At 41.0% G+C, this 21506-nt stretch carries 16 protein-coding genes; 9 read left to right on the top strand and 7 right to left on the bottom strand.

The features are described 5' to 3' along the window. Positions 1 to 356: 356 nt before the first annotated feature. The 4 genes from M23134_RS33830 to M23134_RS33815 all read left to right on the top strand — a co-directional run bounded on the left by M23134_RS33830 (position 357) and on the right by M23134_RS33815 (position 6281). The gene (locus M23134_RS33830; RefSeq protein WP_045114881.1) at positions 357 to 1871 is read left to right on the top strand and encodes a GH3 auxin-responsive promoter family protein; all 1515 of its coding nucleotides are present in this window, start codon (positions 357 to 359) and stop codon (positions 1869 to 1871) included. A 100-nt stretch (positions 1872 to 1971) separates the two neighbouring features. Continuing rightward, positions 1972 to 2961 (top strand): AAA family ATPase, encoded by a 990-nt coding sequence (locus M23134_RS33825; RefSeq protein ID WP_002704659.1) that lies wholly within the window; start codon positions 1972 to 1974, stop codon positions 2959 to 2961. 60 nt (positions 2962 to 3021) lie between these two features. Then, the gene (locus M23134_RS33820) at positions 3022 to 3846 is read left to right on the top strand and encodes an MBL fold metallo-hydrolase (RefSeq protein WP_002704657.1); all 825 of its coding nucleotides are present in this window, start codon (positions 3022 to 3024) and stop codon (positions 3844 to 3846) included. A gap of 251 nt (positions 3847 to 4097) precedes the next feature. Beyond that, entirely contained in the window at positions 4098 to 6281 is a 2184-nt protein-coding gene (locus M23134_RS33815) for a tetratricopeptide repeat protein (protein ID WP_002704655.1), read from the top strand. Between the two features lie 182 nt (positions 6282 to 6463). On the opposite strand, the gene M23134_RS39370 is transcribed toward M23134_RS33815, so the two are convergent. The 7 genes from M23134_RS39370 to M23134_RS41545 all read right to left on the bottom strand — a co-directional run bounded on the left by M23134_RS39370 (position 6464) and on the right by M23134_RS41545 (position 15098). After that, positions 6464 to 8737 carry a WD40 domain-containing protein gene (locus tag M23134_RS39370; protein ID WP_262492930.1) on the bottom strand — a complete coding sequence of 758 codons (2274 nt, stop codon included), beginning with the start codon at positions 8735 to 8737 and terminating at the stop codon, positions 6464 to 6466. Positions 8738 to 9651: 914 nt separating this feature from the next. After that, the gene (gene aspA / locus M23134_RS33805; protein WP_045114880.1) at positions 9652 to 11070 is read right to left on the bottom strand and encodes an aspartate ammonia-lyase; all 1419 of its coding nucleotides are present in this window, start codon (positions 11068 to 11070) and stop codon (positions 9652 to 9654) included. A 13-nt stretch (positions 11071 to 11083) separates the two neighbouring features. Next, complete coding sequence (locus tag M23134_RS40240; protein WP_002704645.1) at positions 11084 to 11227, bottom strand: hypothetical protein; 144 nt, start codon at positions 11225 to 11227, stop codon at positions 11084 to 11086. 77 nt (positions 11228 to 11304) lie between these two features. After that, positions 11305 to 12048: a succinate dehydrogenase/fumarate reductase iron-sulfur subunit gene (locus M23134_RS33800; protein ID WP_002704644.1), complete on the bottom strand. Its 744-nt coding sequence runs from the start codon at positions 12046 to 12048 to the stop codon at positions 11305 to 11307. 7 nt (positions 12049 to 12055) lie between these two features. Further along, positions 12056 to 13966, bottom strand: coding sequence for a fumarate reductase/succinate dehydrogenase flavoprotein subunit (locus M23134_RS33795; RefSeq protein ID WP_002704642.1), 1911 nt, complete (start codon positions 13964 to 13966; stop codon positions 12056 to 12058). Positions 13967 to 13972: 6 nt separating this feature from the next. Then, positions 13973 to 14641, bottom strand: a complete 669-nt coding sequence (locus M23134_RS33790; protein ID WP_002704640.1) for a succinate dehydrogenase cytochrome b subunit — start codon at positions 14639 to 14641, stop codon at positions 13973 to 13975. A gap of 283 nt (positions 14642 to 14924) precedes the next feature. Next, positions 14925 to 15098 carry a transposase gene (locus M23134_RS41545; RefSeq protein ID WP_002704637.1) on the bottom strand — a complete coding sequence of 58 codons (174 nt, stop codon included), beginning with the start codon at positions 15096 to 15098 and terminating at the stop codon, positions 14925 to 14927. Between the two features lie 1099 nt (positions 15099 to 16197). Here M23134_RS41545 and M23134_RS33785 point away from each other — a divergent pair. From M23134_RS33785 to M23134_RS41535, 5 genes are all read left to right on the top strand, one after another. Then, positions 16198 to 18030, top strand: coding sequence for an alkaline phosphatase D family protein (locus tag M23134_RS33785; RefSeq protein WP_198145129.1), 1833 nt, complete (start codon positions 16198 to 16200; stop codon positions 18028 to 18030). Positions 18031 to 18764: 734 nt separating this feature from the next. Continuing rightward, positions 18765 to 19688, top strand: a complete 924-nt coding sequence (locus M23134_RS40685) for an IS110 family RNA-guided transposase (RefSeq protein ID WP_002702293.1) — start codon at positions 18765 to 18767, stop codon at positions 19686 to 19688. Further along, positions 19595 to 20140 (top strand): transposase, encoded by a 546-nt coding sequence (locus tag M23134_RS40680; RefSeq protein WP_002705974.1) that lies wholly within the window; start codon positions 19595 to 19597, stop codon positions 20138 to 20140. The genes M23134_RS40685 and M23134_RS40680 overlap by 94 nt, the downstream gene beginning before the upstream one ends. Positions 20141 to 20507: 367 nt before the next feature. Then, positions 20508 to 20978, top strand: a complete 471-nt coding sequence (locus tag M23134_RS41540; protein WP_002704631.1) for an IS110 family transposase — start codon at positions 20508 to 20510, stop codon at positions 20976 to 20978. Next, positions 20975 to 21430, top strand: a complete 456-nt coding sequence (locus M23134_RS41535) for a hypothetical protein (protein ID WP_002704629.1) — start codon at positions 20975 to 20977, stop codon at positions 21428 to 21430. Before M23134_RS41540 ends, M23134_RS41535 begins: the two co-directional genes overlap by 4 nt. Positions 21431 to 21506 lie beyond the last annotated feature (76 nt).

Raw genomic sequence — 21506 nt, 5'->3', positions numbered from 1 at the left:
GTAACACAGCGCTTGAGTGTATTGCCAAAACAACCACAACTATCTCTTGGTTATAGAGATTCTGTGGTTGTTTTTTTGTATCTTAAGCCAAGATATTTGTGCAGAAATAGCTGAACACTATCATAATTATGTCTAAATTTGCCAATCATTCGAAAGTAAATTTTATATTTGAGTGATACAATGGCAAAAAATGCCCAAAATCTATTTTTGGCAACAAGTCGTTTGTATGATGAGTTGTTATACTGATGAAGGGAACTGCAAAAGGGCTATCTGAATCTCACTGTACGCTTTTGGCAACCACAGCGATTTAGACTGATTTTGTCATTTACCTGTAGAGTTCAATTTAAGTATATAATATGAGCATAGTCGATAATGTTATCAAATGGGGGTTGAAAAGGCGCTGGCCAAAGATCAAGCACTTTATGCAACATCCTGACGAAGTACAAAAACGTATGTTCACTAAACTAGTGGAGCTGGCAAAAAACACCGAATGGGGTAAGAAATACCATTACAAAGACATTCGAAGATTCGAACAGTTTCAAGAAAGAGTGCCCATTTCAAGCTACGAAGACTTATACCCCTATATTGAACGCATGCTCAAGGGCGAACAAAACGTATTATGGTCTTCTAAAATCAACTGGTTTGCCAAATCATCGGGCACTACCAACGCCCGCAGTAAGTTTATACCTGTATCGCGCGAAACCCTCCAGAAATGTCATTTTAGAGGCGGGCGCGACATGCTCTCGTTAGTAGTAGTAAACAAACCTGATACACGTTTTTTCAGAGGCAAGGGCTTGTCGGTAGGAGGCTCTTTATCGCCTAACCCTCATTGGCAAGGTACTTATTATGGCGATGTATCGGCAGTAATTATGCACCACATGCCACGTTGGGCGCAATACCTGCGCGCACCAAGTTTAGAAACCGCTCTAATGCCCAACTGGGAAGAAAAAATAGAGGCTATGGCAGCCGAAGCCATTCCCTTGAACATTACCAGTGCCCTGGGAGTGCCCACCTGGACGATTGTCCTTTTCAAAAGAATTTTAGAAATTACCGGCGCCAAACACATCAAAGAGGTTTGGCCTGACTTTGAGATATTTGTTCACGGGGCAGTAGCTTTTCAGCCCTATCGTGAACTATTTGATAGCCTTGCTCCAGGCATTAGTTATATGGAAACTTATAATGCTTCGGAGGGTTTCTTTGGGCTACAGGACGACCTCAGCCGTGATGATATGCTGTTGATGCTCGACTATGACATGTTTTATGAGTTTATCCCTTTGTCGGAGGTAGACAAAGAACACCCGCAAACCCTGACTCTAGACCAAGTAGAGCTGGATAAAAACTACGCCATTATCATTTCTAATAGTTCGGGGCTATGGCGCTACAAAATAGGCGATACAGTAAAGTTTACCTCTTTGAGCCCCTTTCGGGTAAAAATCACGGGGCGTACCAAGCACTTTATCAATGCCTTTGGCGAAGAAGTAATCATAGAAAATGCCGAAACCGCCATAACTGCTGCCTGCAACGCCACTGGTGCAGTATTGAATAACTTTACGGCTGGTCCTATTTACCTGGGCAGCCAAAGTAAAGGCGGACACGAATGGATCATTGAGTTTGCCGAAAACCCTTCGAGCATGGATACCTTCTCGACAGTGCTTGACCAAACACTGAGGGAGGTCAACTCTGACTATGACGCCAAAAGGCATTTAGATATGGCATTGATAAAGCCTGTAGTACACAATGTGCCCGAAGGTACGTTTTATGAATGGCTCAAACAACGAGGTAAAATTGGTGGGCAAATAAAAGTGCCCCGCCTTGCCAACTCGCGCGTCTACTTGGACGAAATTCTTAACCTGGTAAACTCTCGCTTTTAAAAAGATTACAACACCTGCCAGGTTTCAAAAACCTGGCAGGTATAAAACTTCGAAAGTTACAACAACTTTAGTTAGACACCTCAAACTTAACCTACAAGAAGTGGAAGAAACTGACATAGACAAAAACTATCATCAAAAAATTAAACAAGTATTTCAGGAAATAGGCAAAGTAGTAGTAGGACAAGACTATATGGTAAACCGCTTGTTAATTGGCTTATTTACCAATGGGCATATCTTGCTTGAGGGAGTACCTGGGCTTGCCAAAACTCTGACCATCAGCACACTATCAAAGGTTTTACAGCTTAAGTTCCAACGGATTCAGTTTACCCCCGATTTGCTGCCTGCCGACTTGATAGGTACAATGATTTATAACCAGAAGGAGAGTGAGTTTGAAGTAAAAAAAGGGCCTATTTTTGCCAACCTTATTCTTGCCGATGAGATCAACCGTGCCCCGGCAAAGGTACAATCTGCCTTGCTGGAGTCTATGCAGGAAAAACAAGTAACCATTGGCGAAACTACCTATTATCTGGACGCTCCTTTTTTGGTGCTTGCCACCCAAAACCCCGTAGAACACGAAGGTACTTACCCACTGCCCGAAGCTCAGGTAGACCGTTTTATGATGAAGGTATCTATAGACTACCTCAGCAAAGAACTAGAGCTGGATATGATGCGCCGAATGTCTAACATGAGTTTTGCCGGACAAGTGGGCACCATTTTGAATAAATCAGACATTTTTGGCATCCGAGATGAGATCAACAAAGTAACCATTTCTTCTTCTTTAGAAAGGTACATCATTGAGTTGGTATTTGCTACCCGCCGCCCTAAAGAATACGGACTGGAAAAAGAAGCTGGTTATATTCAGTTTGGTGTGTCGCCACGTGCTACTATCCATTTAAACCTTGCCGCCAAAGCATTGGCTTATATGGACGAACGTGACTATGTGTTGCCCGAAGATATTAAAGAAATTGCCAACGATGTATTTAACCACCGTATTTCGCTTAATTATGAGGCTGAAGCCGATGGCATTAGCACCTCAGAGATTGTGGCAAATATTCTAAAGCAAGTACCTATTACCAAGGAAGACGATTAGTTTTTTTGAATAATAAAATTGCAAAATGATAGATTCGCTATCTTACAATTGCAGCACCGTATGAGTAAGGTAAAACATTTTGAACACCAGGGAGTAAAAGCTTTCAAGTTGGGGCACGCCTATTGGGGCAAACCCCTGATTTGGGTACATGTGTATTGGCTCGATGGGCTACTCATTGATAGTGGACAACGAAAAATGCAAAAGTATTTGCTGGCTTTGCTCAAAGACTTACCTATGCAGCAAATAGCCCTTACTCACCACCACGAAGACCACTCAGGCAATATTAAAGCATTGCAGCAATATTATCAAGTTCCTGTATGGGCTGGCGACAAAACCCGTCAATTGGTAGCAAGTGGCTTCAAAATAAAGAACTACCAAAAATTTGTATTTGGCAATATGCCTCCTACCGATCAGCTCCTCCCCTTGCCCGACCAAATTACTACCGATAAATACCAACTGACTCCTATCTTTACTCCAGGACACGCCCAGGATCATTATGCTTTTTATGAGGCACAACAAGGTTGGCTTTTTTCGGGTGACTTGTACTTAGGAAAGATCAAATATATCAGGCAAGACGAGAACGTGCCCCAAATGATCGCCTCTATCAAAAAGGTATTACAGTACGATTTCGATACTTTGTTTTGTGCCCATCACCCCCGACTTACCAGTGGCAAACAACACATGCGCCATAAGCTCCAGTACCTTGAAGACCTCAGTGGTAAAATACATCAACTGCACGCCCAAGGCAATGGCGTTCAACAGATTATTAAAAAATTACACCGCAAAGAAATACGTCTAGGCAAGTTGATCACTTCTAACGACATAGGCGTTGACTATTTGGTACGCTCGATACTAAAAGACAAAGTACTGCATGAACAAACTTAACCGCCTCGCAGTAAAGACCAATGGCTATCGAACTCATTGACTCGTTTTTTGCTATAGCAAGCAAAAAGTAGTATTTTAAGCGCAACCCTCTGTAATACTCAGTTTTTGTCCCTACCACTATGTGTAACTATCAACTTTATTGCCCCCCACAGCAAAATGTAGTGTTGTGCTTTTTGAAGAAATGCCACCACCAACATTCAGGTTGGATAGCATAGGTTATTTTGGTAAAACTGCTAACTTAATGATGACATATGTTGTATAACAAACCCCTGGCTCTGAAGGGTATATTACTCATTGCTTTTTGTGCTTTACCCTGCTTGCCTGCCTTTGCCTGGCAACGCCCCGTAGACAAGTTGCTTGCCAAATTAGAAAAACACCCTGCCAACGACCGCAAAAAAGTGGACTTGCTGTGCAGCGTGGCTTACAATCATGCTTCACCCAAACAAGCCAGGGCTTACGCCCAAAAAGCCCTAAAACTGGCTAAACAACTTAATTACCCACGAGGCATTATCAAAGCTTATCGGTTCACTGGTTTGGCTTATATGTCAGCCCGTGATTTTAAAAAAGCACTTCATTACTACAACATTGCCCTGGAGGCTGCCAAGGACGCCGGAGAACTAAAACAAATGGCAAGAATCTACCTAAATATAGGACTGATATACCGTTCACAAGCTGTGTATAACCAAGCCTTGGCGTATATGCTTAAGTCATTGAAACTATCGGAAAAACTGGACGATCAAAGGGGCATAGCCTTTACCTGCAATAACATTGGAGTGGTATATAATACACAAAAAAACTATCCGCTTTCGCTGAAGTATTACCAAAGAGCCCTGAAAATAAAGAGAACATTGGGCAACAAAAGAAGTACTGCCAATACAATTCATAATATTGGGGCAGTATATGGGGCACAAGGTAAATATGACCTCGCCATGAAGTACTCGCTTGAGGCGGCCCAGATAAAAAAAGAAGTAAAGCACCCAAAAGGCCTCGCCAACTCTTACGGGCAAATAGGAAAGTTATATTTAGCTCAACACAAGTATAACCAGGCAATCAAATACTATACAGCGTCTTTGGCTATAGACCAAGATATAGGAGAAAAATACGGCATCACAGAAACGTCTATCAACCTGGGCGTTGCATACACTAAGCTCAAACAATACAACACAGCCAAAGACTGGCTACAAAAGGGTAGGCAACTGGCGCAAAAAATAAACGCCAGAGAGTTGGTACAAGATAGTTATCAAGGGTTGGCAGAATGGTTTCAAGCCCAGGGAAGGTTTGAACAAGCACTGCAGTATCATCAAAAATATACGGCACTGAAAGACTCCTTGTTTAACAGCCAAACATCGAAGCAAATCGCCAAAATGCAGGTACTGTATGAAACAGAAAAAAAAGAACTGGAAAACAAGGTGCTGAAAGACGAACAAGCCCAGCAAAAAATGCTGCTCAATGCTCAAAAGGCTACCATCAGGCAGCAAAAAATTATTACCTTGCTGGTAGTGATAGGTCTACTGACCACTGCCCTGCTTGCTTTTGCCTTGTTTAGGCAGAGACAGCAAAAACAAAAAACCAATAATTTGCTTAAGCAAAAAAATGAAGAAATTTTCACCACCAACGAAATACTGGCAACAGTAAACCTCAATCTGGAAGCCAAAAATGAACATATTACAGCAAGCATTGACTACGCCCAACATATTCAACAGGCAATATTTCCGGCAGAAGGCAAACTCCAACAAGTGTTTGCCCATAGTTTTGTTTATTTTACGCCTTTAGAAATAGTAAGTGGTGATTTTTATTGGCTGGCTGAGCTAAACACTGCCCAGACAAAAAGCTATACTAAAAAGGTGTTGGCGGTAGTCGATTGTACTGGGCATGGGGTACCCGGAGCCTTTATGAGCCTGATAGCCACCGTGTTGCTCAAAGAAGCCGTACTACTCAAGCATATTCACTCGCCCGAACTCATATTGAACGAACTGCACCGCAACATTCGCCAAACACTGAAACAAAAACAAAACTATAACCGCGACGGAATGGAAATAGCAGTGGTGGTAGTAGAGCCAGAAACCCACACCCTGGAGTTTGCGGGTGCCCGCCGACCTCTGGTGTATGTACAAGACCAGCATTTGCATACAATTAAAGGCGACAGACTGCCTATTGGAGGCGAACAACGCGAAAGTGAACGACGGTTTACCAAACACCTGTTGTACCTACATCGCCCACTTAGTTTTTATTTATTTTCGGATGGCTACCAAGACCAATTTGGAGGTGAACACGGTAAAAAAATGGGTTCACAACGCTTGACCCAACTACTGGACGAGGTTCATCACTTGCCTATGGAAACTCAACAAAAATCAGTCGAACAAAAGTTTACACAATGGAAGGGCAACATGCCCCAAACCGATGATGTATTGGTATGCGGAGTAAGGTTGGATTAAGGGTTTATAAGTAGCGGCAAGTCTTGGATACCGATACGTGTTGGTGCAATCAATTAGCTATAAATTACAAGTAAGGATAATTCAAAGATAATAGTTACATTTACTCATTAGCTATATAAGCAGCTGTATTGCTCTATGATGCAACACCAAACAATACAGCCACCTTCTTTCTTTAACTTCGGTTAATACTTCACAAAAACTTTTTGGAAATCTTTGCCCTGAATACGAGGCACTTGCTCTATACCGTGGATACGTCGGGCAAAATAAGGGACCCCTTCGTTGTTGTCTACCAGATACTTATAAATTTCTGCATAAGTCAATTGATTGTCTTTGTTTTTGTCAGCATTCTTGTTATGAATTGCCTTCAAAAAGAAATAAGTAAACATGCCATGCAGTTTTTTGTTGTACCAGCACGACACCTGGTCTTTGCTAGACGATGACAACAACACACCATTCTTTACTCCTTTGATTCCTTTAGACTTCACCACAATAGGCGAAATATTGTCAAACACGGTTGCTCCCGAAAAACAAGCATCTAACACCACCGTTATCGACTTTGCCGGAAGCTTGGCAAGGTTGCGGTAAAAAATATCGCTGTGGTAGCCACTCAACTCTACATACTGTGGGTCGGCCTCTACAGGAACAAAATAAGCCGCATTGTTTTTAAGGCTGGGTGCCCCATGTCCTGAGTAATACACAAAAACATCGCTCTGATCGGCTTTGATAGAATTATACAGTTTGCCTTTATAGTTATGCTCGTTGCCAAAAAACGTTTTAAAATCAGCCAAAGTAGCATCATTGATCAAAAACACATTGCCCGGCTTGTAGCCTAATACTTTTACCAGGTAGTTTTTAATGCTACGGGCATCATTAATGGCATACTTTACCCGTTTGGTTTTCTGATAATTGGTATTGCCAATGACTACTGCTATAGCATTGGGGTTATTCATTTGGGTTTTAGGTAGTTTTACATCTACATCCGAAAAGCCACCCACAAAATCGGCATTACCTACCTCACTGTTGCGTCCATTGGTGTTTACACTGATAGGGTCAAAATTAAACGTAAGCTTCGATGCATTATATGCTACATAGTTTTGACTGTCGTACACATATTTTTTACCATTGGCAGGGTTGACAATGTCTACATGCAAAACCGCCAACTCATAGGCGTTGGCCAAAGTAAAGCTGGCGTTCTTATATTTTAATTTCTTGAAATTTTGGTCAAACTGTTTTGCTTCGGCAAGAGGCACATGTACATATATTGGACGAAAGTCTTTGAAGGTAATTTTAAAACTCTCGTTATCGGCATCATATTCGTTTTTACCGCTTGCCCAGTCTATATGCTCCAGGCCTATTTTGGTAACTGCCTGTTGGGTATATTCATATACTTTTTCGCGGCGAGAACTTTCATTTACCCTTGCCAGGTAATCATCGGTTTTCTCAAACTTGCCTTTCTTTTGCCATTTATTAATGCGAGGCTCTATGTACAACTTTACAAGGTGGGTGTAAGCAATCGTACGCCATAGCCTAATGGTTTGGTCGTCACTGGCGCTGGCAATCATTTGCCCATTAGGGCTAAAAGCTACCGAGTTTACATTTTTGAAATGTCCACGCAAACTGGTTATTTTTTGGGCATTCTTAGCATCCCATAGCTTCAGGTTTTTGCCACCCCGCACCAGATAAAATCCATTGGGGCTAATGGCAAGCGAAGTAATCAGGGCATAAGGCTCAGCATATTCTTTGGCAATTCTACCCGAAGCTACCTCCCACTTTTTAAGCGTACCATCGCGGCTCCCGCTCATCAGGTAGGTGCCATCTGTAGTAAAGCTCACTGCCATTACATGGTCTTTGTGCCCTTTCAAGGTTTTCTCTAGTTGAAAAGTGCTGGTATTCCATACACTAATGTTTACATCACTGGTACTTGCAATTCTTTGGCCAGTAGGGTCAAAACAAACCCCATACACCAAACGCGGGTGGTTGCCAAATGTGTGTACCACGTGGCCACTGTTTACATTCCACAACTTTACGGTTTTATCGCGGCTACCACTCACCAACCATTTACCATCGGCACTGTAGTCAATAGTGCCTACCATGTCGGCGTGCCCCTCCAGGGTTTTTATAATCACCCCACTTGAGGTTCCCCATATTTTAATGGTACCATCCACGCTTGCGGTAGCAATGTTTTTACTGTCAGGGCTAAACTTTACGGCAAGCACACTGCCCCGGTGCCCGGCAAAGGTATGCAACAGTTTTCCACTGACAGCATCCCACAACTTCAGGGTTCGGTCTGCCCCACCACTTGCCAGGTATTTTCCATTGGGGCTAAAAACTACCGAATAAACTTTGGCTTGGTGCCCCCTGAGGGTAAGCAATGATTGTTGGGCGTAGGTGTAGTGCTGTATCATACCCAGGCAACAGCAGAGTGCGAGCAATTTTAGTTTGATAGTTTTTGTCATGGTATCGGTTGGCAAACATTTTTCTGTAAAAATAACATCTCTTCTTGACTTGAACAACGCATAAGTATACAATAGGTTTGCATGATAAGGTATAAGCATGCGCAAAAAGGCACATTTTAGACGTTGCCCTCTTAAGTTGGTAGGCAGGACAAAAACATTGCTCGGCTGTAAGAAAATGTTGGTATAAAAAACAGGGAATTTGGGCTTTAGGCTAAAAAAATGAAAAATATTCACCTTTTTTTTAAAATAAATGCAACCTTTTAAAAAGCTTGCCGTATAACTCTCCAAAGGCTGGTTAGCACTTTTATAAACTTCATTTTTCTCCCAAAAAGTGAAGGAAAGTTTTAAATGTTTTAAATAATAGCAGACAATCCTACCTCAAAGAGGTGGGATTTGTTTTTTTATAGCCCTACCAATCACTTACCCATACTTTTTTTACTTTGGTCACCTTTACTACTTATTCATCATAATGTAACTTAATGGTAGTTGCTAAATTTTAAAGCATCCACCATCAAGCTATACACTACCTTATTTTCTCACAGAGATGAATACTATGCTATGAATTTACTATTTAAATACTGCTCCTAAGCAGTTTTTTATTGAGTATCTGTACTCTATGTCGCCGCAATTTCATCTACATCATTTCTTGGCAACAGGCCATTGATTCTATTGGCGAGTTTTAGCCAGATAGCTACTGTCATATCTTGGAGCCTACTTACTCTCCTGATATGTTGGCAATCTTCTTGATCCCAGGCACTGCCTTGACCATGGTTTGTATACCTACCTGTCCTGATGAGTCGCTTGACGAAGTAGTCGCAGATGCTGAACCAGCAATGGTATAAACGAAAACTTAAACAAGCGCTTAGCTACTAAAAATAACAGACACAACCAGTAACTGAAGTTTTTCATACCTGTTATTTATGTAAAACCCCCTTATATTCAGGGTTCATCAGGTTGTTTGGATCTAAAATATTGTCCAGTTCTGCTTCGGAAAGCAATTCCTTTTCCAGTACCAATTCACGTATGCTTTTACCAGTTGCTACTGCTTCCTTCCCTATCACATCTCCCATATGATGACCAATAAAGGGGTTCAGAAAGGTGATAATTCCTACCGAGTTGAGCACCATTTGTTTGGTATGCTCCGCATTGACAGTAATTCCTTTGACACATTTGTTGGCCAGTGTAACACAGGCATTCGAGAGCAGCTCGATAGATTCAAACATACACTGCGCTATCACTGGTTCCATCACGTTTAATTGCAATTGCCCGGCTTCGGCTGCAAATGAAATCGTAACATCATTGCCAATAATTTTATAACAAACCTGATTGACTACTTCGGGAATGACTGGATTTACCTTGGCTGGCATAATAGATGACCCAGCCTGCATTTCAGGAAGGTTAATTTCATTTAATCCACATCTGGGACCGGAAGACAATAATCGCAGGTCATTGCATATTTTGGACAGTTTTACGGCTGTTCGTTTCAAAGCACCAGAGATCATCACATACGCCCCACAATCAGAGGTAGCTTCTATCAAATTCTCTGCTTTTACAAAGCTTGCTTTGGTAAATTGTTGCAAATAACCGATGGCTAACGCAGAATAACCTGCGGGAGCATTTACTCCGGTGCCAATCGCAGTAGCACCCAAATTTACCTCAAGAATCAAATCTCTGGATTTTTTCAAATTTTTGGTCTCTTCTTTCAGATTAGTCGACCAGGCCGCAAACTCATCACCCAACGACATTGGTACTGCATCTTGCAGTTGAGTTCTACCCATTTTTAGGACTTTTTTGAATTCAGCCGCTTTTTTATCCAGCGAATTGTTGAGAATGTTTATTTTTTCCAGCAGATAGTTGATATAAAAATAAATGGATACCCGAAAACCTGTGGGGTAAGCATCATTGGTCGATTGGGATATATTTACATGATCGTTGGGGTGTAATATGTCATAGCTCCCTTTAGCATGTCCACTGAGCGTAAGAGCCACATTGGCAATTACTTCGTTTGTGTTCATGTTTACTGAGGTACCAGCTCCACCTTGAAAAACATCTGAGGGAAAATATTGCACATATTGGTCAAGGTTGTCCAAAATTTCGTCGCAGGCCTGTATAATCATATCGGCTTTTTCGGCAGGAATGGTACCTATTTCTTTATTGGCCGAAGCAGCGGCCTTTTTGGTAATTACCATCCCTTTTACAAAAAAGGGGTAATCACCAATTTTAGAATGAGATATTTTGAAGTTATCAATTGCTCTCTGGGTGTGTACCCCATAATAAAGTGTATCGTTGATATCAAGGTCTCCTAGTAAATCAGTTTCTTTTCTTGTAGTCATAAGTTTTTTATTGTTATAAAGTGATGCTTCCCAGGGCAAATCCAATAATCACTGCCGCTATAATGGTGGCAATACCAGGAATAATAAAGGAATGGTCAAAAACGTATTTTCCAATTTTAGTGGTACCTGTGTCATTCATTTCTACTGCGGCAAGCAATGTGGGATAAGTTGGTAATACAAAAAGCGCACTTACCGCTGCAAATGACGCAATAGCAGCGGCTATAGGTTTATAAACTAACCCAATAGATTGGCCTTAAGCTTTCGGGCATTCATTTCGGCAATATTGGCAATAGAAATTGCTTCAGGACACTCTACTTCACAGGCTCCCGTAAAAGTACAACTCCCAAAACCTTCTGCTTCCATTTGAGCAGTCATGTGTTGTACTCGTTGGTGCTGCTCGGCCTTTCCCTGAGGCAAACTATTGAGGTGGTTAATTTTTGCGGCAGTAAACAAGGCCGCAGATGAGTTTTTGCAAGTAGCTACACAAGCTCCACAGCCTATACAAGCTGCCGCATCCATTGCTTTATCAGCTACCAATTTAGGAATCGGTAGCGCATTTGCTTCAGGAGCCGTTCCGGTTCTTGCACTGATATATGCCCCCTTTTCAATGATACGATCAAACGCAGATCGATCTACAATGAGGTCCTTAATGATGGGAAAAGAAGCTGCTCTCCAGGGTTCTACTACAATCGTTTCGCCATCTTTAAAACTTCGCATGTGTAGTTGACAAGTAGTCATGTGGTCATGAGGTCCGTGAGCTCGACCATTAATAAATATCCCACATTGACCACAAATTCCCTCCCGACAATCATATTCATAGGCAATCACTTTTTCTCCTTTCAGTACTAAAGCTTCGTTGAGATAGTCAAGCGCCTCCAGGAAAGACATGTCCTCGGTAAGCCCTTCTATTAGGTACTCCTTGAGTTCTCCCTTTTCAGTTGGGCCATTTTGACGCCATATTTTAAATATTATGTTCATAGTATAGTTATTTATAGCTCCTTACGGTTGGCTGTACAAACTCGAAGTGGAGGGGTTCTTTGTGTAACTTAAAATCACCCTGATTGTATTCCCAGGCCGATACATATAAAAAAGTTTCGTCTACCCGTACTGCTTCCCCCTCTTTGGTTTGGTACTCCTCCCGAAAATGCGCTCCACAGGACTCTTCTCTTTGCAAGGCATCTGTACACATCAAAGCCGCCAATTCAATAAAATCTATGACACGTAAGGCCTTTTCTAACTCTGTGTTTACTTCTTTGTCATGGCCAGTTACCCGGACATCTTTCCAAAACGCTGTTTCCAGTTGCCTGATTTTGGCAATGGCTTCTACCAGCCCGCTTTTGTTTCGACTCATGGCACATTCTTGCCACATGGTCTTTCCTAACTCACGGTGAAAATGATCTACTGTTTTATTGCCATTTACTTTCAATATCCGATCAATGTGGGCTTGTACTCTTTCCTCAGCAATCACAAAGGCAGGGGCTTCAACCGATGGAACCTGAGCATTGGGTTTGCCTGCGAGGTAATTATTAATCGTATTAGGCAGAATAAAATAACCATCCACACTGGCTTGTAGCAGAGAGTTTGCCCCTAAACGATTGGCTCCATGGTCCGAAAAATTACATTCTCCTATAGCGTACAATCCTGGTATAGTAGTCATGAGCTCATAATCTACCCAAAGCCCCCCCATAGAAAAATGAGCCGCTGGCGAGATCATCATGGGTTCTTTGTAAGCATCTATGCCTGTGATCTTTTGGTACATTTTGAACAAGTTACCATACCGGTCATTGATGGTGTCAAGACCAAATTGCTCTATGGCATGCTTAAAATCGAGATAAACCGCGTTTTTTAATCTACCCACCCCATAACCAGCATCTATCCGCTCCTTGGCTGCTCTGGATGCTATATCACGGGGGGCAAGGTTGCCAAAACTAGGATAGCGCCTTTCCAGGTAATAATCCCGCTCGCTTTCAGGAATTTTATTAGCTTCTCTGGTATCACCTTGTCTTTTGGGTACCCAAATACGTCCATCGTTTCGTAACGATTCAGACATTAGGGTAAGTTTGGACTGAGAATCACTAGACTGAGGCAAAGCAGTGGGATGTATTTGGGTAAAACTGGGGGCTGCAAAGAAAGCCCCCTTTTTATGGGCTTTCCAAATAGCGCTTCCATTACAACCTATGGCTAAAGTTGATAAGCGAAATACTCGTGAATACCCACCAGTAGCCAACACCACTGCATCAGCAGCAAAGCGTCTGAGGTTGCCATTGGTTAAGTCCCGGGCAATAATGCCCTTCGCCTGTCCATCAATCACTACCAAATCCAGCATCTCGCAGCGGGTAAACATTTGTACTTTCTTGGCATGAATCATTTTATAGAGTTGGGAATAAGCAGCCATTAATAACTGTTGTCCCGTTTGCCCTCTGGCATAAAACGTTCGCTGTACCTGCACTCCTCCAAAACTCCTGTTGACCAGTGTGCCTCCATATTCTCTGGCAAATGGCACTCCTTGCTGTACAAAATGATCAATGAGTGGGGCCGATAACTCAGCCAAACGATAGGTATTGGCTTCTCTGGATCTAAAGTCGCCCCCTTTAAGTGTATCATAAAACATTCGGTAAATGCTGTCACCATCGTGTTGATAGTTTTTAGCAGCATTGATTCCTCCTTGAGCAGCTACTGAGTGAGCTCTCCGGGCAGAATCCTGATAGCAAAAGCACTGTACATCATAGCCCAACTCAGCCAGGGTAGAAGCTGCCCCCGCTCCTGAGAGACCAGAACCTACTACTATTACTTTGAGTTTTTTGCGATTGGCGGGATTAATTAGTCGGGATTTTAACTGATAATTACGCCATTTGTCTTCTAATGGCCCCTCAGGAACCTTTGAATTTAATTTCATATTACATTACTTGAAATAGACTACCAACGGAATAATGCCAAAGCCTATGCCCATAACTACTGCGTACCAAAGTGATAGCTTTGCTAGAAGTTGCAAACCCCGGTGATGGTAAAAACCTAATGTTTTAAAGCCACTCTTGAGTCCGTGATACAGATGAAAAGCCAATGGGACAGCCATAAGGGTATAAAACAGCACAAAATAAAAGTTGTGAAATAGTGTATAAGCCACTTGGTATACATCTTTGTTACCAGACTTATCATAGGTTACTTCTTCTCCTAGCCCTAGCTTTATTCTTGCCCAAAAATTGACAAGGTGAATCACAATAAAAATAAGAACCAATGTACCTAACATGCCCATATTTTGAGAAGACCATGTGCTATTTTGGCTGGTTTTGTTTACTACATACTTTACGGGGTTGGCTTTACGATTACTTAGTGTAATTAGAAGTGCATATAGCACATGTAGTAAAATAGACAAGTATAACAAGTAAGCTATGCCCTTAATAAGTGGACTTTCTCTGAGGGTAGCAGAGTAGCTATTATATAGGCTTTTTGCTGTATTTTGAGGAAGCAACAGCAAACAGTTGGCAGACAAATGGACTACCAGAAATAAGCAAAGAAACAGACCAGTGACTGCCAATATCCACTTTCTAAAAAAAAGCTTATTTAACATCATTCGGGCGTAGATTTTAAGTTGATTGTATATGCTCAATTGGTAATGTATCAAAAGAGTTGTTTACACAGGCACTGACTCGCTGAACCTGCCTTTCCAGAAATAATATTTATTGATATACATTCCAATGATATTGTCAGGTATTATGTCATTTTTGGAAAAACAAATAGTCCATTGTTGCAAGTGCTTCATGTGAATGCGGAAAATTAAGATTTTCACGCTCTATTTCCCAGGTATTATCTTTACTTACAGACAAGGTAATAGTAATACTGGTTAGTTCTTTTACTTAAATAGTAAGCAGCACCCTGTGCCGTTCTATGGCATACCAAGTCCCACGTTGGTTAGATTTATTACCCACATACCTCCAAAACTTATCTAATTCATCACTATAGTAAAGAGCAACATCTAAACTTTTTAATTGTCCAGTTTCCAGTTGACCAATTAGATAGAGGTTTGCCATTATTAGCTATTTTTTTCAAATAATTGACCACCGTATTTTGTTCATCTTTAAATCACGTGTCATATCTCGTACAGCAATGCCATTGAGGGTTTGAGTTTCTATCTTTTCTGAGGCAACTATAGCTTAGTAATGGACAAAAAATAATCCCCGATTCATCGGACTGTAAGCTTTCGATGCAGGAAATGACCTTTATTACTGATACTTCGTTACTTTTAGCCTTTGGCAAAGCTGTAGCCATCGGTTATTGCTCGTAAAACCGTCACACGGTCTGGCTCAACATCCACAGGGTGTTGCCATCTCGCCTCAGTGGTAAATCTCTATCTCCAAATGGATACCTTATTTTTCAACCATTACTTAATTGAAAACTTTTCCCTCAATTATTTGATATGCGAATGTTGGTCACTATTCGGGCAATGATTTGTTGGTATAGCTTCTTTTTGGGGATCAAAAAAACAAAATTCACCTGTTTAATACAAGACTTATGGATATAATATAAATGACAAGAGGTGGGGGCTGTATTTTGGCGTAAATGAGGCATTTTAAAATAGAAAGGACTGTGCTAACAATCGGAAAAATAATATCTATGTAAAGGTATGAGCCCGTTTGAATAAACTCGACATAGATGCTGATGCTATCAGCATAGTGTACAAATGACCTTCTGATTCATTATTTAGATAATACCAGGCTAAGATTTCTCCCTTGAAGTGTCCCCCTCCATTATGTTGTACAACTCCACTTTGCAAACATTTACCACTCATTTTGCTCCAAAAAAATTATGTAGCCACAGTTCCAATATACATCGGCATTCAGAAAATGAACTATGTGCTTTTTTAAAGTGCATCAATTGCCAAAATTCATCCCAAATTATTGTACACTTATTGAGTAGAAACTAAAGCATTAGTACTCTATCTATCTTTATATTGAACCCTAAGAGTGCTTTGTTTTAGTTTTCTTTCAAAAAATGGTCAACACCCAAAGTTTCTCCCTCGATACTTCGATAGCTTGTTTAATTTTTGCTAATATGCGCGCTTTTTCAAAAAATAAGCAAAAGTTGTATTACCCAATTTTTACTAAAAACAATTACATTTTAAGATTTTTTATGAAAAAGCTCATTTTAATCCTTTGCCTAATGGCAGCAAGCATTGCAACAGGTTATACACAATCACCTCTGCCAGATGGTGTTATTTCATTGCCAGATAACATGTATCCAGGCCAAGCTCCTTTTTATTATGGGGTGGCGTCAGGTGACCCGTTAAGCGATCGGGTGATTATATGGACACATGTTATGCCAGCCAACCTATCAGTTACACAGCAAACAGTGACCTGGCAGGTAGCCACCGATCCAAATTTTACTCAATTAGTACGCTCAGGAACTGCCCAAACTACAGCAGCTCGTGACTGGACCGTAAAGGTAGATGTAACAGGACTGGCACCTTATCACAATTACTATTACCGTTTTATTGCCGCTGACGGACGTACTTCTGTTACAGGTAAAACACGTACTGCGCCTGCGGCTAATCAGTCGTTAAACAACCTACGCTTTGCGGTAGTATCGTGCACCAATCTTTTTTCCGGGTATTTTAATGGGTACCGTCGTATTGGGCACCGCACTGATATTGATGCAGTCATTCATTTGGGAGATTATATTTACAACAAACCAGATGATTTTAGAGCTCCGGTGCCTGCACCTACCAAACCCGAAACTTTGGCAGAATGGAGAGCCCGACATCAATTGTATCTGTTAGACCCTGACTTACGTTGGGCGAAACAAAACCACCCTTTTATTATAGTATGGGATAATCACGACTTGTTCTCTACCGGCAAAACCTCCCCAGATAACATAGGAGATGCTATTCGGGCTTTTCGAGAATGGGTACCTGTACGCGATGTGCCGGGCAAAGCTGATATTATTTACCGTAAGTTGAATTATGGTACATTGCTCGACATTGTCATGATTGACATTAAAACTAAGCGAGATTACCCAGAAGATGTAGCCAACCCTGAAAAGCGCACCACACTAGGACAGGAACAACGCGCCTGGCTCGAAGAACAATTGGTGAATTCAACCACTAAATGGCGAATCATTGGTAACCAAAAACTGTTTGGAACCTTGGCAGTAGGGGATGACTTTGAGTGGTTTAACAACAAGGGATGGGACGCTTACCCTGCGGAGCGCCGCTCAATCATGCGTACCCTTAAAAAGCGCACCAAGGGCAATAACATGATAGTAACAGGCGATGCTCACGTGTCTATTGCCAACGATTTACCTATTGATCATACGGCTCCCATCTGGAGCGATAAACGCAAATCGCAAGCAGTAGAATTTTTGCCTACCAGTCTTACCAGTGACAATGGCGATGAAAAAGGGGTAGCGGTAGCAGCTTTAAGGGCAGCAGAAGTAATCTTACGTACCATTAACCCCCACATAAAGTATGTAGACTTGCAAAAGCATGGCTATGGTATCTTAGATGTGCGTCCAGATAGAAGCGTTGCAGAGTTTTGGTATGTAAACAAAGACAAAGTGACAGATAATGAGAAGTTTGCCAAAGGCCTAAAGGTAAAAAGCGGGAAAGACAAATGGCAAGATAACGATGTAAACTCGCCTACTACCGAGATTCCTTTTGCCCAACGTTTGTTAAAAAACACCCGAACAACCCAAACATTGCTTAATAAACAAACTGAAAAGTTGCAACGAAGCCAGGTAAAGTTATTCCCTAACCCTAATGAAGGGGAGTTTTTTATTAGGTTACCCCAACAGTTTAGCCAAATCAAAATACAGGTATACAACGATAAGGCAGAACTGGTGTTTAAACAAAGTGCACAAGACACTCAAAGGGTCAACCTAAAAATAAAAAACCTTCCCACAGGTAAATATTACATAAAAGTATTGGCCGATGGGCAAGAGGTAGTCAAACACATGTTGGTAAAGTAGTACAATCACCTTGTTTGAAGTAAAAAGCAGTTTTCTATTGCATTGCCTGCCTTGCTCACTTGGCTTGGGGAAACGCAGCTTCGAGAAGGTATTATCTAGCCCTGTCAGGCTTTCGATACCTGGCAGGGCTGATTTGCTGCCTTAGCCTTCAACTGTTTATATGATAGGGTAGTCAGTTAAAAGCCCCGACAGGGGGCAAGCTTCAAGCGACAAGTCGCAAGCTAGACCCTGTTCCACAGGTAACTACACTTTTGTATCACGTTGATTTTCAATAACTTACAAAAAGCGTAGTTAAAAGCCCCGACAGGGGGCAAGCTTCAAGCGACAAGTCGCAAGCTAGACCCTGTTCCACAGGTAACTACACTTTTGTATCACGTTGATTTTCAATAACTTACAAAAAGCGTAGTTAAAAGCCCCGACAGGTTTGCCTGTTCCCCAGGCAACTACCTAAGGATTCGTATAGCCAAGACAAGTAGCTTATTAAGTTGCAGTATTATTTGATTACTTCAAATAGTATAGATATTTGTAAAGAAGAGGGTTTGTCAGACACCGTTAGTGCAGTGATGCTTTAAAGCTCGCTTAAAAGCTTGGTGCAAATAGGTTCAATGATTCCCCTAATGGTGGAAAGTCTTGACAGAGACTTTACCCCGCTTAAAAGAATATTACATGTATATAACCTATTGTCAAACCCTCTTTTTACTCAATAAAGGTTCAATTTAGTGCATTAATCTGTGATGAAAAAATCGGAGACTAAAATAAAAAGTAGCAAAGCCTCTAAAAAGGTGAATTTGTCTGATGAGCTAACCAAGGTTAGGTTAAAAGTGGCCGGGGTAGATATTGCAAACAATATACATTATACAGCTGTTTCACCACACCTGACAAAAGATAACATCAGAAACTTTGGTGCTTTTACCGCAGACTTGCATCGCATGGCAGATTGGTTTAGTGAACTGGGGATAGAAAGTGTGGCAATGGAAGCCACAGGTATATATTGGCAAAGTTTATATGAAATTCTTGAGGACAGAGGTTTTGATGTGGTCTTAGTAAACGCTCGTTATCCTAAAAATGTAAGTGGACGCAAAAGTGATGTTTCTGATTGTAGTTGGATACATACATTACATAGTTATGGATTATTGCCTGCTTCTTTTATTCCTACACAGGATGTCAGAGAGTTTCGCACCTATGTACGCCAGCGGCAACAATTGACCAAGCAAAAAGTGCAACACATGCAACATGTAGGTAAAGCCTTGCAGCTGATGAATGTCAAAATACAGAATGTGATTTCAGATATTGAAGGTAAACTAGGAATGAAGGTTATTCGTGCTATTGCAGCAGGAGAGCACTCCAGTGTAGAACTGGCAAAACTTCATAATAAAACACTCAAAGCCACCAAAGAAGAGTTTACTTTATCACTTGAAGGGAACTTTCGTAAAGCGCACTTATTTTCTCTCCAACAAGCGCTTAGTGCCTATGATTTTGTCCTGAAACAAATCAATGAATGTGAGACAGAAATAGAGCAAATACTCCATAAATGGGATACAGGAGAAATTGTGGCAAAGGAAGATTGGCAAAGCCGAGTAAAAAAAAAACAAAGAGGAAGAATGAATATTCATTTGATTCTGCTTCTTATCTCAAAGATATTACTGGGGTCGATTTAACAGAAGTAGATGGTTTTTCAGAAAATACGATTATCAACATTTTAGCAGAAACAGGAATTGATATGAGTCATTGGAAAAATGCTAAACATTTCACGAGTTGGGCAGGGCTTGCACCCAGAAGAAAAATATCAGGAGATAAACTCTTGGGGCATTTTAAAAATATGAATAACAGTCGGATACATCAAGCATTTAAATTAGCTGCTTGGGGGCTCAATAATAGCAAATGTCACTTGGGAGCCTTATATCGGAACCTAAGTCTTAGAAAAGGTTCAGGGATTGCTGTTCAGGCAGTTGCCCGAAAACTAGCTACTATTTTTTACAATATGATGAAATACAAAACACCATATCGGGGAAAAACAGCAGAGGAATATCAAGAGCAAAACAGAAAACGAAAACTCAAAGCCTTAGAAAGACAAGCCCGAAAAATGGGCTTGAAACTAGAAAAAATATAAAATTAAAGTGCTGATAAACAGGGTACTTATGAAATCGGTAGTTAAAAGCCCCGACAGGTTTGCCTGTTCCCCAGGCAACTACCTAAGGATTCGTATAGCCAAGACAAGTAGCTTATTAAGTTGCAGTATTATTTGATTACTTCAAATAGTATAGATATTTGTAAAGAAGAGGGTTTGTCAGACACCGTTAGTGCAGTGATGCTTTAAAGCTCGCTTAAAAGCTTGTGCAAATAGGTTCAATGATTCCCTAATGGTGGAAAGTCTTGACAGAGACTTTACCCCGCTTAAAAGAATATTACATGTATATAACCTATTGTCAAACCCTCTTTTTACTCAATAAAGGTTCAATTTAGTGCATTAATCTGTGATGAAAAAATCGGAGACTAAAATAAAAAGTAGCAAAGCCTCTAAAAAGGTGAATTTGTCTGATGAGCTAACCAAGGTTAGGTTAAAAGTGGCCGGGGTAGATATTGCAAACAATATACATTATACAGCTGTTTCACCACACCTGACAAAAGATAACATCAGAAACTTTGGTGCTTTTACCGCAGACTTGCATCGCATGGCAGATTGGTTTAGTGAACTGGGGATAGAAAGTGTGGCAATGGAAGCCACAGGTATATATTGGCAAAGTTTATATGAAATTCTTGAGGACAGAGGTTTTGATGTGGTCTTAGTAAACGCTCGTTATCCTAAAAATGTAAGTGGACGCAAAAGTGATGTTTCTGATTGTAGTTGGATACATACATTACATAGTTATGGATTATTGCCTGCTTCTTTTATTCCTACACAGGATGTCAGAGAGTTTCGCACCTATGTACGCCAGCGGCAACAATGACCAAGCAAAAAGTGCAACACATGCAACATGTAGGTAAAGCCTTGCAGCTGATGAATGTCAAAATACAGAATGTGATTTCAGATATTGAAGGTAAACTAGGAATGAAGGTTATTCGTGCTATTGCAGCAGGAGAGCACTCCAGTGTAGAACTGGCAAAACTTCATAATAAAACACTCAAAGCCACCAAAGAAGAGTTTACTTTATCACTTGAAGGGAACTTTCGTAAAGCGCACTTATTTTCTCTCCAACAAGCGCTTAGTGCCTATGATTTTGTCCTGAAACAAATCAATGAATGTGAGACAGAAATAGAGCAAATACTCCATAAATGGGATACAGGAGAAATTGTGGCAAAGGAAGATTGGCAAAGCCGAGTAAAAAAAAAACAAAGAGGAAGAATGAATATTCATTTGATTCTGCTTCTTATCTCAAAGATATTACTGGGGTCGATTTAACAGAAGTAGATGGTTTTTCAGAAAATACGATTATCAACATTTTAGCAGAAACAGGAATTGATATGAGTCATGGAAA

Origin of the sequence: Microscilla marina ATCC 23134, from assembly GCF_000169175.1 — a bacterium.
Taxonomy (GTDB): Bacteria; Bacteroidota; Bacteroidia; order Cytophagales; family Microscillaceae; genus Microscilla; species Microscilla marina.
The sequence above is the reverse complement of the archived record's forward strand: the minus strand, read 5'-3'. Positions and strand labels throughout refer to the sequence as shown.

What these genes read in the sequence shown, in the direction of transcription:
- M23134_RS40685 (WP_002702293.1), top strand. Translation starts at nt 18,765, where the DNA reads ATGAAAAAATCGGAGACTAAAATAAAAAGTAGCAAAGCCTCTAAAAAG.
- M23134_RS33790 (WP_002704640.1), bottom strand. Translation starts at nt 14,641, where the DNA reads ATGATGTTAAATAAGCTTTTTTTTAGAAAGTGGATATTGGCAGTCACT.
- M23134_RS33785 (WP_198145129.1), top strand. Translation starts at nt 16,198, where the DNA reads ATGAAAAAGCTCATTTTAATCCTTTGCCTAATGGCAGCAAGCATTGCA.
- M23134_RS33800 (WP_002704644.1), bottom strand. Translation starts at nt 12,048, where the DNA reads ATGAACATAATATTTAAAATATGGCGTCAAAATGGCCCAACTGAAAAG.
- M23134_RS41540 (WP_002704631.1), top strand. Translation starts at nt 20,508, where the DNA reads ATGAAAAAATCGGAGACTAAAATAAAAAGTAGCAAAGCCTCTAAAAAG.
- M23134_RS41545 (WP_002704637.1), bottom strand. Translation starts at nt 15,098, where the DNA reads ATGGCAAACCTCTATCTAATTGGTCAACTGGAAACTGGACAATTAAAA.
- M23134_RS33795 (WP_002704642.1), bottom strand. Translation starts at nt 13,966, where the DNA reads ATGAAATTAAATTCAAAGGTTCCTGAGGGGCCATTAGAAGACAAATGG.
- M23134_RS33820 (WP_002704657.1), top strand. Translation starts at nt 3,022, where the DNA reads ATGAGTAAGGTAAAACATTTTGAACACCAGGGAGTAAAAGCTTTCAAG.
- M23134_RS41535 (WP_002704629.1), top strand. Translation starts at nt 20,975, where the DNA reads ATGACCAAGCAAAAAGTGCAACACATGCAACATGTAGGTAAAGCCTTG.
- M23134_RS33830 (WP_045114881.1), top strand. Translation starts at nt 357, where the DNA reads ATGAGCATAGTCGATAATGTTATCAAATGGGGGTTGAAAAGGCGCTGG.
- M23134_RS33815 (WP_002704655.1), top strand. Translation starts at nt 4,098, where the DNA reads ATGTTGTATAACAAACCCCTGGCTCTGAAGGGTATATTACTCATTGCT.
- M23134_RS39370 (WP_262492930.1), bottom strand. Translation starts at nt 8,737, where the DNA reads ATGACAAAAACTATCAAACTAAAATTGCTCGCACTCTGCTGTTGCCTG.
- aspA (WP_045114880.1), bottom strand. Translation starts at nt 11,070, where the DNA reads ATGACTACAAGAAAAGAAACTGATTTACTAGGAGACCTTGATATCAAC.